Genomic DNA, 14,668 nt, shown 5'->3' on the forward strand with positions numbered 1-14,668 from the left:
CTTCTCTTACATCCGTGATCATGAAAGAACTTTTGCGCAGCAACGACCCGACGATCATCGCCTTTGCCTCGGCCCTACTGTCGGGCGAGGATATAGACTGCTTTGAATTGGACGTAAACATGAGCGTACTCGAAGGCGGTATTGGGATTTTCCCGCGCCGTTTGATGGTGCGGGCCGATGATCATGACGCGGCCACCCGGGTGATGCGCGACAACGAAATTCCGCTGGGCCTGTGAGCGAAGGCGCCGAGCTGACCCATGACGCCTTTTTGGGCGGGCAGGTGATGCTGTGGCAGCCGCGCACCGGCTATCGTGCGGGGCTGGACCCGGTTCTGCTGGCGGCCAGCGTTCCGGCGCAATCGGGGCAATCGGTTCTGGATCTGGGCTGTGGCGCGGGCGCAGCGGCCTTGTGTCTGGGGGCGCGGGTGCCGGGGCTGGACCTGCACGGCGTCGAACGACAGCCCTATTATGCGGATCTCGCCCGGCGCAATGGGCTTGAGGTGACATGTGCCGACCTGACCCGCCTGCCGATGCCGCTGAAAGAGCGCAGCTTTGACCATGTGATTGCCAACCCGCCGTTCTTTGATCGCAGCGCCAGCCGTCCATCGCCTTATGTGGGCCGCGAGGGGGCCTTGGGCGAGGATACGGCACTGGAGGATTGGGTTCAGGTCGCGGCCAAACGCCTGCGGTATCGCGGATTCGCTCATTTTGTTCACCGCATGGCACGCCTGCCCGACCTGCTGGCTGGTATGCGTCCCGTTTTGGGCAGCATTGAAGTGCTGCCTTTTTCAGCACGCCCCGGACGCGCCCCCGAGTTGTGCATAATCCGCGCACGCAAGGGCGGACGGGCAGAATTTCGCTTGCATTTTCCGCGCCTTCTGCACCGCGGCGAAAGCCATTTGCGGGACGCGGAAAGCTATACCCCTGAAATTAAGGCGGTTCTGCGCGATGGGGCGCGGCTGGAATTTTGACCAGTGGTCTGCCGTTCACAAGTTCATGATGCGTATGCAGCGTGACAGAAATGTAAAATCATGCTCTGCTGTGGTTGTACTTGAACGAATGGAGGATTGCATGAGCCTGAGCGCACACCTGAATGAGTTGAAGAAGAAGCACGAAAACCTGAGTAACGCAGTGGAAAAGGAACTGCGCGCACCCGGTGCGGACACGTTGAAAGTGGCCGAGCTGAAAAAGCAAAAACTCCGCCTGAAAGAAGAAATTAACAGGCTGTCTGTCTAGCCACAGCCTTAGTGAAAGCTGGCGCGCGCTGCAATGACAGCGCCGCCGGTGACCAGAACGGCAGCCGCCGCCAGCGACCAGCTGGCTTGGGTGACGCCCGCCATGACCAGAACCAGTGTCGACAATAAGGGTGCCGCGTAAGATGCGGTGCCCAGCATTTGAATGTCGCCACGTTTCACGCCAATGTCCCACACGTAAAATGCCAGCCCCACGGGGCCAAGCCCCAGCGCAACCGTGCTGGCCCAGCCTGTGGTCCCCACGGGCCATTGCGTGACCTCGAACGCCAGATGCAGGGGCACCGACAGCACCGCGCTGGCGATGCAGAACACGGCAACGCTGTCGGTGGGGGCGGCGCCGAACCGGCGCGAGCCGATGGAATAGCCCGACCAGAACAGCGCACAGACCAGCGCCAGCCCATACCCCGGCAGATACGCCGCCTGAAATCCGGTGCTGCCGCCCGAGATGATCAGCGCCGCACCCAGAAAACCGGTGACAGCCCCCACGATATGCCCCGCGCGCAGCCGTTCGCCGGGCAACAGTCCCGAGAAGACCACGATCAGCAGCGGCCACAAATAGGCGATCAGCCCGGCCTCGGCGGCGGGGGCCAGACGCAGGGCCGAGAAATACAGCGCGTGATAGCCGAACAACCCAAGGGTGCCGAACAGATAGACCCGCAGCGGCACAGCGCGCAGCCGGTGCAGCCCGCCGGTTGCGCCGCTCCAGACCAGCCCCAGCGCACCGCCGATTCCAAAACACATAGCGTTCAACTGCAATGGCGGCACCGGCGCCGATCCGACGGTCAAAAGCGCAAGAAGCGCCCAGAGCAGGACGGCAACAAAGCCAATGGCGGTGGCGCGCAAAGGGGACATAAGGAGGCCTTCGGTAGACGGACTATGCCTCTGTCACATGCGCGTTTTTGCAACTCTGGGCAAGTATCCCGTCACAGGCTGGTTCTATGCGTTCTCAAAGCCTTGATCGCGGGCGGCCCTGGAACAGCCGCCCCGCTTTCTGATCGCATCGTTTAGGGGCGCAGCATGACCTTGCCCGCACGGCCGGGTGTCAGCGCCGCCTTCATCGCGTCGGCCAGTTGGTCCAGCCCGTAAACACCGCCATCTTCCAGCGTCAGCGTGCCTTGGGCGGCCAGTGTCACCAGTTCGGTGATCAGGCGGGTGCGCAGGGCAGGGTCCATGTCGGCGCTGACTTTCGCGCCCCAGAAGCCTTTGACCGTGATCTGTTTCATGATCAACGTGCCCGAGGACAGCGTCAGCGGCGTACCTGTGGCGGTGCCAAAGACAACCAGTTCGCCGTTGGCCCCCAAGAGGTCGGTCAGATCGGCGGCCAGTTCGCCACCGACGGAATCGATCGCGGAAACCGCGCCGGACTTGCCGATCAAGGTCTGGGCCTTGGTTTTCCAATCCTTGTCCGAAGTGGAGAATACGTTGTCGATCCCCATGTCGGTCAGTTCGGTCACCGCGTCCGCGCGGCGCACTAGGCTTAGCAGGTTGATACCGCGCGCCTTGGCCAGAACGGCCATGATCTTGCCCACGGCACCGTTGGCGGCAGTCTGCACAATCCAGTCGCCTTTCTTGGCCTGCAACATCTCCAACAGCGAAATGGCGCTGAAGGGCATGGCGATCAACTGCGCGCCCAAGGTGTCCGAAATCACGTCCGGCAGGGGCAGCACACCGGCGGCCGGGGCGATGAAATATTCGGCCCAGGTGCCATGCACACCCGCCACGGTCACGCGCTGACCGATCATTTTTTCGTCCACACCGTCGCCCACCGCGTCGATCGTGCCAAGGGCTTCGGACCCGCCGATTGCGCCGGGCAATTCGGGTTTGTAGCCGTAGTTTCCGCGGATGGTCCACAGGTCATGGTTGTGAATTGGCGACAACACCGTCTTGATCCGCACCTCGCCTGCGGCTGGTGTGGGAGTGTCGACAGCTTTGTTTTCAAGTACGTCAACGGGTTCGCCAAAAGTGTCGTGAATGGCTGCTTTCATGAAATTATTCTTAGGTGTCATAGGGTTCGGTTGAGGGCCCGCAACTGATTTCGCGTGGCGCGTCGTGCAGGGTTGTGTCGGTCTGTGACAGTTTGGGCAGACGCGCGGTTCCCAGCCAATGCGCACGCATGATGGGGGGCGCTGAAACCGCTGTGCAGGGTCAGCTGACGTCCTGTGGTCGGGATTTGCTGCCGGGTCTCTTTTGATTTGGGTGGCTCTGTCATGTGGGACAGCTAGGTATAATTAGACTGGTCGTCTAGACCTGTGGCATGATTATCTTGCAAGAGCTTGAAAACAAAAACGGCGCGCCGCGGTGGGCGCGCCGGATGTTCAAGAGGCCAGTTGGTCAGACGAAGAACTGACCACCATTGGCCGAGATCGTCGAACCGTTGATAAAACCCGAATCCTCTGAGGCCAGAAAGACGACACAGCGGGCAATCTCTTCCGGCTCGCCCAGACGGCCCGCTGGAATTTGCGCAATGATCGATTCGCGGACCTTTTCAGGCACAGCCATGACCATGTCGGTGCCGATGTAGCCGGGGCAGATGGCGTTGGCGGTGATACCCGCGCGTGCGCCTTCCTGGGCCAGCGATTTCACGATGCCCAGATCGCCCGCCTTGGTCGCGGCATAGTTGACTTGGGCAAACTGGCCCTTTTGTCCGTTGATCGAACTGATCACGATGATACGACCGAATTTACGTTCGCGCATGCCCGGCCAGACGGGGTGCACAGTGTTGAAAACGCCATTCAGGTTGGTGTCGACGACCTGGTGCCACTGTTCGGGGGTCATCTTGTGGAACGGTGCGTCGCGGGTGATGCCTGCGTTGGCCACAACGACGTCGACGGGGCCAAGGTCGGCTTCGACTTGCGCAATGCCAGCTTTGCTTTCGTCATAATCGGCGACGTTCCATTTGTAGGTCTTGATGCCTGTTTCGTCGGTAAATTTCGCCGCAGCTTCGTCGTTTCCTGCATATGTTGCAGCGACGCTATAGCCTGCATCTTTCAACGCTTGCGAAATAGCCGCGCCAATTCCGCGCGATCCTCCGGTAACAAGTGCAACTCTGGCCATGGTGTATTCCTCCTTGTGGGCTTTGTTCTAGTCTTGCGTGTGTTCGCCAATGGCGTCCATGCATTTATCGCGAAAGTTATGACAAGCGTTTGTCAGAGCGATAATTGCATAAATTGCGCTGGGATAAGGCAAATCTTGGGATTTGCATGGATGCGGGGGGAAATCTGTGCATCCCTGCCACGCAGTGTATGGCGTAGGTGTCGATCGGATGGATTGGCGATGTTCGGATCGACATGAGTTCGGCCTTTGATTCCGCGGCAATAGATGTGCCGCGAAATCTTGTTACTCATTTCACGTTGTGTCCGCAACTATATTGCGTCGCCTATGTGAAATTATGGGCGCTCAACGCACATGGCGACACCCATGCCACCACCGATGCACAGTGTAGCCAGACCTTTTTTGGCGCCGCGACGCTTCATCTCAAAGACCAGCGTGTTCAGGATGCGCGCGCCCGAGGCACCGATGGGGTGGCCGATGGCAATGGCACCGCCGTTGACGTTCACAACAGACGGGTCCCAACCCATGTCCTTGTTCACGGCACAGGCCTGTGCGGCAAAAGCTTCGTTGGCTTCGACCAGGTCCAGGTCTTCGGCTTTCCAGCCGGCCTTCTCCAGCGCCTTGCGCGAGGCAAAGATCGGCCCCGCGCCCATAATCGACGGGTCCAGACCGACGGTGGCGTAGGAAACGATTCGCGCCAGCGGTTCGATTCCGCGTTTTTCAGCGTTGTCGGCGGTCATCAGCAGCGCGCCGGCGGCACCATCGTTCAGGCCCGAGGCATTGGCGGCGGTAACCGACCCATCCTTGGTAAAGGCGGGGCGCAGCTTTTGCATGGCTTCGATGGTTGCGCCGTGGCGGATGTATTCATCGCTGTCCACAACGACATCGGCCTTGCGACCCTTGACGGTGAAGGGCGTGATCTCGTCCTGGAACTTGCCTGCCTTTTGCGCGGCTTCCGCCTTGTTTTGCGAAGCGACGGCAAACTCATCTTGCTGATCGCGGCTGATCTGCCATTTTTCGGCAACGTTTTCAGCCGTCTGGCCCATGTGGTAACCGTTGAACGCATCCCACAAACCGTCGCGGATCATTGTGTCGATATATTGCATGTCGCCCATTTTGTGACCCATGCGCAGGTTCGCGGCGTGGGGGCTCATCGACATGTTTTCCTGGCCGCCGGCGGCAACAATGTCGGCATCGCCCAACTGGATGTGCTGTGCGGCGAGCGCGATGGCGCGCAGGCCAGAGCCGCACACCTGGTTTATGCTCCACGCAGCGCTTTCAATCGGCAGGCCCGCGTTGATGTGCGCCTGGCGGGCGGGGTTTTGCCCTTGGGCAGCCGTCAGGACCTGACCCAGAATTGTTTCGCTGACTTCAGATTTGTCGATGCCTGCGCGCGCGACAATCGCCTCAAGGACAGCAGCGCCCAGATCGTGGGCGGGGGTACCCGCAAAAGAGCCGGTAAAGCTGCCGACAGCGGTACGCGCGGCAGAGGCGATGACGACGTTGGTCATGGAATGCATCCTCTTGTTGTTTGACGAAGGACGCACTGGCGGTTCAGGCAACATGCCGACTGCCCGCCCTTCGACTTATGTGTTTGGATAAACCATTCGTTCCGTTGTCACAACGTATACGCAAGTCCCATAGCGCGGGGGCGTCATCAGCTCGCCGCGCGGACGGGGGGTGGCATTTTCCAGCCGGGCCGGGTGGTGGGCGCGCCGTGCAGGTATCCTTGCAGGCAATCCACACCAAGTGTGGTTAAGATCGTTGCGTCCGCCTGCGTTTCGACGAATTCGGCGACCGTCATCATGTCGAAATGTTGTGCAATCGACACCATCGACCGCACCAGCGCCTGGTTGTCCGGGTCCTTGGCAATGCCTGACACGAACTGGCCGTCTATCTTCAAGATATCAAAGAAGAAATCCTTGAAATATCGCAGGGCCGTCTGACCCGACCCAAAGTCATCCAGCGCAAAGCAGATGCCACGCACCTGCCAACGGTCCATAAAGTCGATGACCAGTTCGGGCACGGTCATCGCCGACCCTTCGGTGATTTCCAGGATCAGCCGTTCGGCAATGGTGGGGTCGCGGTCCAGCCAGCGTTTCAGGGTGCGCGTCCAACTGGCAAAGCCGATGGACCGCGCCGGCATGTTGATCGACAGCCGCAGGTGCGGCGTTTCGTGCAGCGCGCGCAGCCCCATTTGCAACGCCAGCACGTCAATTTCGCGACCCAGCTCCGTGCTTTCGACCACGTGCATGAAGTCGCGGGCGGGAATCACACGACCGGTTGCATCGGTGATGCGGATCAGCCCCTCGTAAAAGCCCACGCGGGACTGGTCCTGTGACAACACCACCGGCTGAAAGGCCAGCAGCGTCTGCTTGTGGCGGATCGCCTCGGCCACCATGTCCAGAATTGGCGCATCCCGCTGCATCACCGCGAAGTTCAGCGGGTTTTCAGCACCGGGTGGCACGTCGGCAATGCGCAGTTTGTCCAGGTTCACGTGGCACCTCTAAACGGTTCGGGATTGGCTTCCACTTTGCCGCCATATTCCCTAACACTGTATGAATGTTCCTATTTTAGCCTTATTTTCGGAGATGTCGGATGTGTGGGGGAGTGGCAGGTGATGACGGTCTTTCCCGGTGTAACTGGGCCGGATCAGAACCGATCTATCGGGCCTATCACGACACCGAATGGGGCGTGCCCGAATACGACAGCCGCGCGCTGTGGGAAAAGCTGATCCTTGACGGGTTTCAGGCTGGTCTTTCATGGATTACCATCCTGAAAAAGCGCGACAATTTCCGCGCGGCCTTTCGCGGTTTCAATCCGCGCGACATTGCCACCTGGGGCACGGAAGAGGTGGACAGGCTGGTGCAGGACGCGGGTATTATCCGCCATCGCGGCAAGATCAACGCGGCCATCAGCAATGCCCGCGCGTGGTGTGCGATCGAGGACCAGATCGGCTTTGACACCTATATGTGGCGCACTGTCGATTTTGCACCGCTTCAGCCAAAATACACATCGCAGGACCAGGTGCCGCCCAGCACAGAGCTCAGCGCGCGAATCTCCAAACAGATGAAGAAAGACGGGTTCAAATTCTGCGGGCCGACCATCGTCTACGCATGGATGGAGGCCTGTGGTCTGGTCAACGATCACCTGACCACCTGCCACCGGCACGACGCAGTGGCGCAGATGGCCCGTACCAATGGGTGGAAAGGCCGTTGACACCGACCCGCGCGGGCGTATAAGCGCCCCCTCATTGGTGTTGGTGGACCTCGCAAGAGGAAGCCTGTCGGGTCATGGACCAGAGGACAACGCCCTTTATGAACCTATATAAAGGAGACCAGCCGTGACCAAACGCACGTCTGCCAAGTACAAAATCGACCGCCGCATGGGCGAAAACATCTGGGGCCGCGCGAAATCGCCGGTCAACCGTCGTGAATATGGCCCCGGCCAGCACGGCCAGCGCCGCAAGGGCAAACTGTCGGACTTCGGTCTGCAGCTGCGCGCCAAGCAGAAGCTGAAAGGCTACTACGGCGATCTGACCGAAAAACAATTCCGCCGCATCTATGCCGAAGCCGAGCGTGTCAAAGGCGACACCGGTGAAAACCTGATCGGCCTGCTCGAGCGTCGCCTGGACGCCGTTGTCTACCGCGCGAAATTTGTGGCGACCGTGTTCGCGGCCCGTCAGTTCGTGAACCACGGCCACGTCCGTGTGAACGGCAAGAAAGTGAACATCCCGTCCTACCGCGTCAAAGAAGGCGACGTGATCGAAGTGCGTGACCGTTCCAAGCAGATGGCGGCCATCCTGGAAGCCACACAGCTGCCCGAGCGTGACGTGCCCGACTACATGGACGTTGACCACTCGAAGCTGACCGCCACATTCGTGCGCACACCCGCATTCGGCGATGTGCCGTACCCGGTGGTGATGGAACCGAACCTCGTGGTCGAATTCTACGCCAAGAACTGATCGTTTCGATCTGTTCCGAAACTTACAAAAGGCCGCGCCCCCGAGCGCGGCCTTTTTGCATTAGGCGCTTACGCAACCAGACGAGCCCTCTGCGCGGCCTGCGCCAGATCGGCGCGGAACAGTTCCGTCTGCGCCGCGCGCAGCGATGCGTCCGGCAGGCGCAACAGATAGGACGGGTGCAGCGTCACCAGAACCGGCCCATAAGCCGTATCCTCGACCTGTCCGCGTCGTTTCAGGATGCCATCCTTGGTCCCGGTCAGTGCCAGCAGGGCCGTCCCGCCCATCGCCAGGATCAACTTGGGTTTGACCAAGGCCACCTCGGCCTCGAGCCACCATTTGCAATGCTGCACCTCGCCCTGATTGGGTGCCTGATGCATCCGGCGTTTGCCACGTTGCTGGAATTTGAAGTGTTTTACAGCGTTCGTGACATAGGTTGCCTGCCGGTCCAGTCCTGCCTGTGCAGCAATCTCGTCAAAAAGCTGTCCCGCTGGCCCGACAAAGGGACGCCCCGTCCGGTCCTCGACATCGCCGGGCTGTTCGCCCACCACCATCAGCGCAGCGTCACGCGGCCCTTCGCCGGTCACCGCCTGTGTGGCGGGGCCGCACAGGGCGCACCGGGTGCAGCTGCGGATTTGCGCGTTCACCGTCTCCAGGCTGTCGCGGGTCGCGGTGGCGCGCAGGTCGGCCAGGCTGGCGGTGATCCGTTCGGCCCGCAGCGGCGGCAGGGTCGGCATGGCCTCTTGCATCTGACGGGCGCGCGCCTCGGCATTGGCCAGCAACTGTGGGATGTGCCGGGTTTCTGGCATGTTCTTCCAGTATTTGCGCGGCATCTCCGAGGTCATTGCCTGCACCTTGACCCGCGCGGGGTTGAAGATATTGCAGAAATATGTGCCCCAAAGCTCTTCGGTCGCGTCCTCGGGCAGATCGGGCCGCGCCTGACCGGGCGCAAAGCTCAGGCGGCCATCCTCGAATCGTGCGGTGACACCGGGGGTGACGATCATCCAGTCCATGTCGCCGAACCGCTTTGCGAAAAACGGGGCAGTTGGCTCAACCGTGTGATATGTCGGCTCGAACCAGGCGGCAAAGCGGCGGCGGGGGCCAGTGGCGCTCAGGTCGCGAAAGCGGACAAAGGCTTTCATCTTGTGCGCGCAGCGGTTCACGTTCTTTTCCAGCCTGCGCAGATGGGACAGCTGTGCGTCGCCCCGATCCTGCATCAAAGCGGGCGTGTCCCGCAGCCGCCACAGGAAGGTATAAAGCCGGGCAAAACGGTCGTCATCGCTGTGCCAGACTACGCGATTGGCCATGTCGACGAAGGATTTCGGCACAGTCACCTGCGCGGGCGTGGTTTTGCGACGCGGCTGGGCGGCGAACAGGTCCACCTGTGCGGGATCGTCAAAGGACCACAACACATCCTCGGGACGCACATCTTCTGCCAGCAACCCGCGCGCCGCGTAGCGCCAGGCCTGCGCCGTGCCGATGCGGGGCAGGGCGATGGTGCGCATCAGAACAGGCTAAGCTGTTCGGGGGGCGGGGCAAAGCGCGCGCGCAGGTCGGCGCTGTCGGTCAGCCGCCCCGGCGACCAGTCGCGCAGCGTGATGAAAGGCCGCGCCTTTTTCAGCAGCGCACCCATGCGTTGCAGATCGGCATAGCGCAGATCACGGTGTCTGCGCGTGCTGAGGATACGGTTCACCGTACGAACGCCAAACCCCGGCACCCGCAGCAGCAAATCACGCGAGGCCCGCTGCACGTCCAGCGGAAACAGCCCGCGGTGCGCGATGGCCCACGCCAGCTTTGGGTCCATGTCCAGATCCAGATTGCCCGCCTGCGTCACACCGGTGATCTCGTCCACCGAAAACCCGTAGAAGCGCAGCAGCCAGTCGGCCTGATAGAGGCGGTGTTCACGCACCAAGGGCGGCTGCACCAGCGGCAGTTTTGCGCTGCTGTCGGGGATCGGGGAAAAGGCGGAATAATACACCCGTTTCAGCCCGTAACTGCCGTACAGGCTGTTGGCTTGCCCCAGAATGGTGGCGTCGTTCGACCCGTCCGCGCCAACGATAACCTGGGTGGATTGCCCTGCGGGCGCGAACTTTGGTGGGCGTTTGCCACTGTGCGAACGATCCTTTGACGCGGCGCGCCCGGCTTTGACATCCTGCATCGCGCTGCGGATGGTCGCAGGGTTCTTTTCGGGGGCATAGGCGGCCACCGCCGCCTCGGTCGGCAGTTCGACGTTGATCGACAGGCGGTCGGCGTAGAGGCCTGCAGCGGCGATCAGCTCGGGCGCGGCATCGGGGATGGTTTTCAGGTGGATATAACCGCGAAAATTCTCGCGCTCGCGCAGCAGTCGGGCGATCTGGACCATATCCTCCATCGTCTTGTCCGGCGACTGGATGATGCCCGAGGACAAGAACAGCCCCTCGATATAGTTGCGGCGATAGAATTCGATGGTCAGCGACACGACCTCTTCGGGGGTAAACCGGGCGCGGGGCGTGTTCGAGGACACGCGGTTGACGCAATAGGCACAGTCGTAAATGCAGAAGTTGGTCATCAGGATCTTGAGCAGGCTGATGCAGCGCCCGTCGGGCGTATAGGCATGGCATATTCCCGATCCTTCGTTCGAGCCAAGCCCCTTGCCGTCGCGGCTGTTGCGTTTGTTACCCCCCGACGAGGCGCAGGAAGCGTCATAGCGTGCCGCATCAGAGAGAATCGCGAGTTTTTCTGACAGTGTTTTAACCATTTGTTCACTTTATGTTCTTCCTGCTGGCGGTGCAACACAAAGGACGTTAGGACACACTGGCATTGGCAAACTTCCGCATCCGCAAAAGGGCATGGCGCAGGCGCGTTTGGCTCGCTAAAACAACCTCCGAAGGAGCCAACCCATGACCCAAGCGATTGCGCCACAACCCGGCATCATGTCCATCGACCCATACGTGGGGGGCACCAGCCATGTGGCGGGCGTGGAAAATGCGGTAAAGCTGTCGTCGAACGAGAACCCGCTGGGGCCGTCCGACAAGGCAATGGAGGCGTTCCGCCGGGCATCGCACCAGCTGCACCGCTACCCGTCGACCGACCACGCGTCACTGCGCGCCGCCCTGGCGCAGGTCCACGGTGTCGACGCCGAGCGGATCATTTGCGGTGCAGGATCGGACGAAATCATTGCGTTTCTGTGCAACGCCTATGCCGGGCCGGGCACCGAGGTCGTGCACACCGTCCACGGCTTTGGCATGTATTCCATCAGCGCAAAGGCAGCAGGGGCGACACCTGTGGAAGTGCTGGAAGCCGACCGGGTCACGGACGTCGATGCGCTGTTGGCGGCCTGCACCAAAAAGACGCGGCTGGTGTTCATTGCCAACCCCAACAATCCCACCGGCACCATGATCGCGGACACGGAAATCGCACGTCTGGCGGACGGCCTGCCGAAACAGGCGCTGCTGGTGCTGGACGGGGCCTATGCCGATTACGTCGAGGGCTATGATGGCGGGGCGTCGCTGGTGGACAGCCGTCAGAACGTCGTGATGACCCGTACGTTCTCGAAACTTTACGGACTGGGCGGGTTGCGCATTGGCTGGGGCTATGGTCCGGCCCATGTGATTGACGTGCTGAACCGTGTGCGTGGTCCGTTCAACGTAAGCCAGGCGGCGCTGGACACCGCCGAGGCGGCGGTGCGCGACGTGGCCTATGCCGACCACTGCCGCAGTGAAAACGCCCGTTGCCGCACCATTCTGGCCGAGGGTCTGGCCGCTCTGGGTGTGCCGTCGGACGTGAGCCACGCCAATTTCGTGCTGGCCCGTTTCGGCAGCGCCGACGAGGCGAACGCCTGCGATGCGTGGTTGCAGACCCAGGGGCTGATCGTGCGCCGTGTCGCGGGCTATAAACTGCCGGCCGCGCTGCGCATCACTGTCGGCGACGAAAGCGCTTGCCGCCGCGTGGTGCACGCGGTGCGTCAGTTCAAAGAAAGCAAAAGCGCATGACCGGTGTTGCACAGGCCCCTGTCTACAACCGCATTGCGCTGATCGGTCTCGGGCTGATTGCCTCGTCGATGTTCTGGGCGATCCAACGCGGCGGGCTTGCGGGCGAGGTAACGGGATATGCCCGCAGCCAGGCCACCCGCGACACCGCGCGCCGGATCGGGCTGACGGATCGCGTGTGCGACACCGCCGCCGAAGCGGTCGCGGGTGCCGATCTGGTGGTGCTGGCCGTACCCGTGGGGGCGATGGCCGCCGTTGCTGCCGAGATTGCGCCGCATCTGGCCAAAGGTGCGACCGTGACCGACGTAGGCTCGGTCAAGCGTAGCGTGATCGAAAGCGTCGGCCCGCATTTGCCCGAAGGGGTACACTTTATTCCCGGTCACCCGCTGGCAGGGACCGAACATTCAGGACCGGAATCGGGCTTTGCAACCTTGTTCGACAACCGGTGGTGCCTGCTGGTCCCGGTCGAGGGGACAGACCCGCAAGCCACCGCGCGCTTGCGTGCGCTGTGGGAGGGCATCGGCTCCAATGTCGAGGAAATGGATGCCGACCACCATGACCTGGTGCTGGCCGTCACATCGCATACGCCGCACCTGATCGCTTACACGATGGTGGGCGTGGCCGATGACCTGGGCCGCGTCACCGATGGTGAAGTCATCAAATACTCTGCGGCCGGCTTTCGGGATTTTACCCGCATCGCCGCATCCGATCCGACCATGTGGCGGGACGTGTTCCTGACCAACAAGGACGCGACGCTGGAAATTCTGGGGCGCTTCACCGAAGAGCTGTTCGCACTGCAACGGGCTATCCGGACGGGGGACGGCGACCATTTGTTCGACTATTTCACCCGCACCCGCGCAATCCGTCGCGGCATCATCGAAGCGGGACAGGACACCGCCGCGCCGGACTTTGGCCGCACGCCGCAGGTCAGCAAATCATGAAGGCGGGGCTGACAGTCGTGTTGGCCCTGTGTCTGGCCACAGCCGCGGCAGCGCAAGCGCCCAAGAAATCGCTTCGTCCGATGCCCCGCGCGGCTGTTTCGATGCCTGCGGCAACCGCACAGCCCGTCGTGACCCGTTCCGGGGTGATCCTGCTACAGCCGGACCAAAGCGCGGTGCATCTGGCGTCGGCTGCGTCATTCTTTGGTCCTTTGTCAGCATTGCGCCCATCCGTGCGGCCCAAATCGCTGGAACAAAAGGCCATGGCAAAGAAACGCAAACGCGCCAAAGGGGCGGTCTGCGGTGATGTCGACCTGCAAGGCACCTATCTCGGCCCCGTGCCTGGCCCGATAGCGTCCTGTGGCATTGCCGACGCGATCAAGCTGCGATCGGTCTCAGGCATCGCGCTGAGCCAGGAAGCGGTGATGGATTGCGCAACGGCCAAGGCGTTGAAAACATGGACCGAGCGCAGCGCGAAACCGGCGCTGGCACGTTTGGGCGGTCTGAAGGGTTACCGCGTCGCCGCGCATTACACCTGCCGCACGCGCAACAATCAGCCCGGCGCGAAAGTGTCCGAACATGGCAAGGGCCGGGCGATTGATATCTCGGGCTTTCAATTGCAGAGCGGCGAAATTGTCAGCGTGCTCGAAGGGTGGGACTCCCGCCGTCACGGCAAGGCGCTGCGCAAGATGCACGCGGGGGCGTGCGGGACGTTCGGTACGGTTCTGGGCCCCGGTTCGGATGGCTATCACCGCGACCACCTGCATTTTGACACGGCGCGCTATCGCAGCGGATCTTATTGCCGTTAGGGTGTTCGGGGGCTTTGCCCCCGCCGCTGACGCGGCTCCCCCAGGATATTTTGGGCCAAAAGAAGTGGACAGTCCGGGGCGCGGCTTTCATTGCATGGGCGAATCGGATTTACCGGCCTGCGACAAAGACAAAGGGGACAGTGTCGATGACGATGTGGGTTTTTGGCTATGGCAGCTTGCTTTGGAACCCCGGTTTTCCGGTGGCTGATCGGGTTGTCGCACGGCTCAAAGGCTATCAGAGGTCGTTTTGCATGCGTTCGATCCACCACCGTGGCACGGAGGCGGAACCGGGGCTGGTGCTGGCGCTGGATGCGTCGCCGCCTGCCTCTTGCGAAGGCATCGCAATGGAGGTCGAGGCGGGCGCGGAAGAGGCGACCCTTGAGTATCTGCGCGCCCGCGAACTGATTTCGTCGGCCTATTACGAGGCGACCGTGTCCTTGCAACTGGTGGACGGGCGGGTGGTCGATGCGGTGGCCTATATCATCGACGCCGAGCACGACCAATATTGTGGCGGCCTGCCGCTGGAAGAACAGGCGCAGATCATCGCCAAGGCCGTGGGCGGGCGTGGTCCCAACACCGAATATCTTTTCAACACTGCCGATCATTTGAACCAGATCGGGCTGCAAGATGCCGATCTGGACTGGTTGGCGGCGCGTGTACGGGCAATCTGTGCATAATCCCTTGGCCTT

16 protein-coding genes are annotated in these 14,668 nt (G+C 61.6%); 9 read left to right on the top strand and 7 right to left on the bottom strand.

The genetic code is table 11. From position 1 onward, the window contains the following. The first annotated feature begins 20 nt into the window (after positions 1-20). The 3 genes from BUC08_RS10015 (at position 21) to BUC08_RS10025 (ending at position 1,235) form a co-directional block, all read left to right on the top strand. Positions 21-236 (top strand): putative signal transducing protein, encoded by a 216-nt coding sequence (locus BUC08_RS10015; RefSeq protein ID WP_037924210.1) that lies wholly within the window; start codon positions 21-23, stop codon positions 234-236. A gap of 47 nt (positions 237-283) precedes the next feature. Then, a complete protein-coding gene (locus BUC08_RS10020) occupies positions 284-970 on the top strand; it encodes a tRNA1(Val) (adenine(37)-N6)-methyltransferase (protein ID WP_051694173.1) in 687 nt (228 codons plus the stop codon). 100 nt (positions 971-1,070) lie between these two features. Further along, the gene (locus tag BUC08_RS10025; RefSeq protein ID WP_073194226.1) at positions 1,071-1,235 is read left to right on the top strand and encodes a YdcH family protein; all 165 of its coding nucleotides are present in this window, start codon (positions 1,071-1,073) and stop codon (positions 1,233-1,235) included. A gap of 8 nt (positions 1,236-1,243) precedes the next feature. Here BUC08_RS10025 and yddG read toward each other — a convergent pair whose 3' ends face one another. From yddG to BUC08_RS10050, 5 genes are all read right to left on the bottom strand, one after another. Next, positions 1,244-2,104, bottom strand: coding sequence for an aromatic amino acid exporter YddG (gene yddG / locus BUC08_RS10030; protein ID WP_037924207.1), 861 nt, complete (start codon positions 2,102-2,104; stop codon positions 1,244-1,246). Positions 2,105-2,256: 152 nt separating this feature from the next. Beyond that, the gene (locus BUC08_RS10035) at positions 2,257-3,237 is read right to left on the bottom strand and encodes a zinc-binding dehydrogenase (RefSeq protein WP_037924205.1); all 981 of its coding nucleotides are present in this window, start codon (positions 3,235-3,237) and stop codon (positions 2,257-2,259) included. A gap of 346 nt (positions 3,238-3,583) precedes the next feature. Continuing rightward, the gene (gene phbB / locus BUC08_RS10040) at positions 3,584-4,306 is read right to left on the bottom strand and encodes an acetoacetyl-CoA reductase (RefSeq protein ID WP_037924203.1); all 723 of its coding nucleotides are present in this window, start codon (positions 4,304-4,306) and stop codon (positions 3,584-3,586) included. A 332-nt stretch (positions 4,307-4,638) separates the two neighbouring features. Continuing rightward, entirely contained in the window at positions 4,639-5,814 is a 1,176-nt protein-coding gene (locus BUC08_RS10045; protein ID WP_037924199.1) for an acetyl-CoA C-acetyltransferase, read from the bottom strand. A gap of 146 nt (positions 5,815-5,960) precedes the next feature. Next, entirely contained in the window at positions 5,961-6,731 is a 771-nt protein-coding gene (locus tag BUC08_RS10050; protein ID WP_081855355.1) for an EAL domain-containing protein, read from the bottom strand. 182 nt (positions 6,732-6,913) lie between these two features. Here BUC08_RS10050 and BUC08_RS10055 point away from each other — a divergent pair, with 182 nt between their 5' ends. Further along, entirely contained in the window at positions 6,914-7,522 is a 609-nt protein-coding gene (locus BUC08_RS10055) for a DNA-3-methyladenine glycosylase I (RefSeq protein WP_224552059.1), read from the top strand. A 124-nt stretch (positions 7,523-7,646) separates the two neighbouring features. Beyond that, positions 7,647-8,267 carry a 30S ribosomal protein S4 gene (gene rpsD / locus BUC08_RS10060; protein ID WP_028958593.1) on the top strand — a complete coding sequence of 207 codons (621 nt, stop codon included), beginning with the start codon at positions 7,647-7,649 and terminating at the stop codon, positions 8,265-8,267. Positions 8,268-8,335: 68 nt separating this feature from the next. Here rpsD and BUC08_RS10065 read toward each other — a convergent pair whose 3' ends face one another. Together BUC08_RS10065 and BUC08_RS10070 are read right to left on the bottom strand one after the other, a co-directional pair. Next, a complete protein-coding gene (locus tag BUC08_RS10065; protein ID WP_037924193.1) occupies positions 8,336-9,769 on the bottom strand; it encodes a UdgX family uracil-DNA binding protein in 1,434 nt (477 codons plus the stop codon). After that, entirely contained in the window at positions 9,769-11,001 is a 1,233-nt protein-coding gene (locus BUC08_RS10070; protein ID WP_037924192.1) for a putative DNA modification/repair radical SAM protein, read from the bottom strand. The genes BUC08_RS10065 and BUC08_RS10070 overlap by 1 nt, the downstream gene beginning before the upstream one ends. 142 nt (positions 11,002-11,143) lie before the next feature. On the opposite strand from BUC08_RS10070, the gene hisC reads away from it, so the two are divergent. The 4 genes from hisC (at position 11,144) to BUC08_RS10090 (ending at position 14,656) form a co-directional block, all read left to right on the top strand. Continuing rightward, positions 11,144-12,235, top strand: a complete 1,092-nt coding sequence (hisC, locus tag BUC08_RS10075) for a histidinol-phosphate transaminase (RefSeq protein WP_028958590.1) — start codon at positions 11,144-11,146, stop codon at positions 12,233-12,235. Beyond that, the gene (locus BUC08_RS10080) at positions 12,232-13,173 is read left to right on the top strand and encodes a prephenate/arogenate dehydrogenase family protein (RefSeq protein WP_037924191.1); all 942 of its coding nucleotides are present in this window, start codon (positions 12,232-12,234) and stop codon (positions 13,171-13,173) included. Before hisC ends, BUC08_RS10080 begins: the two co-directional genes overlap by 4 nt. Beyond that, a complete protein-coding gene (locus tag BUC08_RS10085; protein ID WP_037924190.1) occupies positions 13,170-13,979 on the top strand; it encodes an extensin-like domain-containing protein in 810 nt (269 codons plus the stop codon). Before BUC08_RS10080 ends, BUC08_RS10085 begins: the two co-directional genes overlap by 4 nt. Before the next feature lie 146 nt (positions 13,980-14,125). Next, positions 14,126-14,656 (top strand): gamma-glutamylcyclotransferase, encoded by a 531-nt coding sequence (locus tag BUC08_RS10090; protein ID WP_037924189.1) that lies wholly within the window; start codon positions 14,126-14,128, stop codon positions 14,654-14,656. Positions 14,657-14,668: the final 12 nt, after the last annotated feature.

Source organism: Pseudosulfitobacter pseudonitzschiae, assembly GCF_900129395.1.
GTDB classification, from domain to species: Bacteria; Pseudomonadota; Alphaproteobacteria; order Rhodobacterales; family Rhodobacteraceae; genus Pseudosulfitobacter; species Pseudosulfitobacter pseudonitzschiae.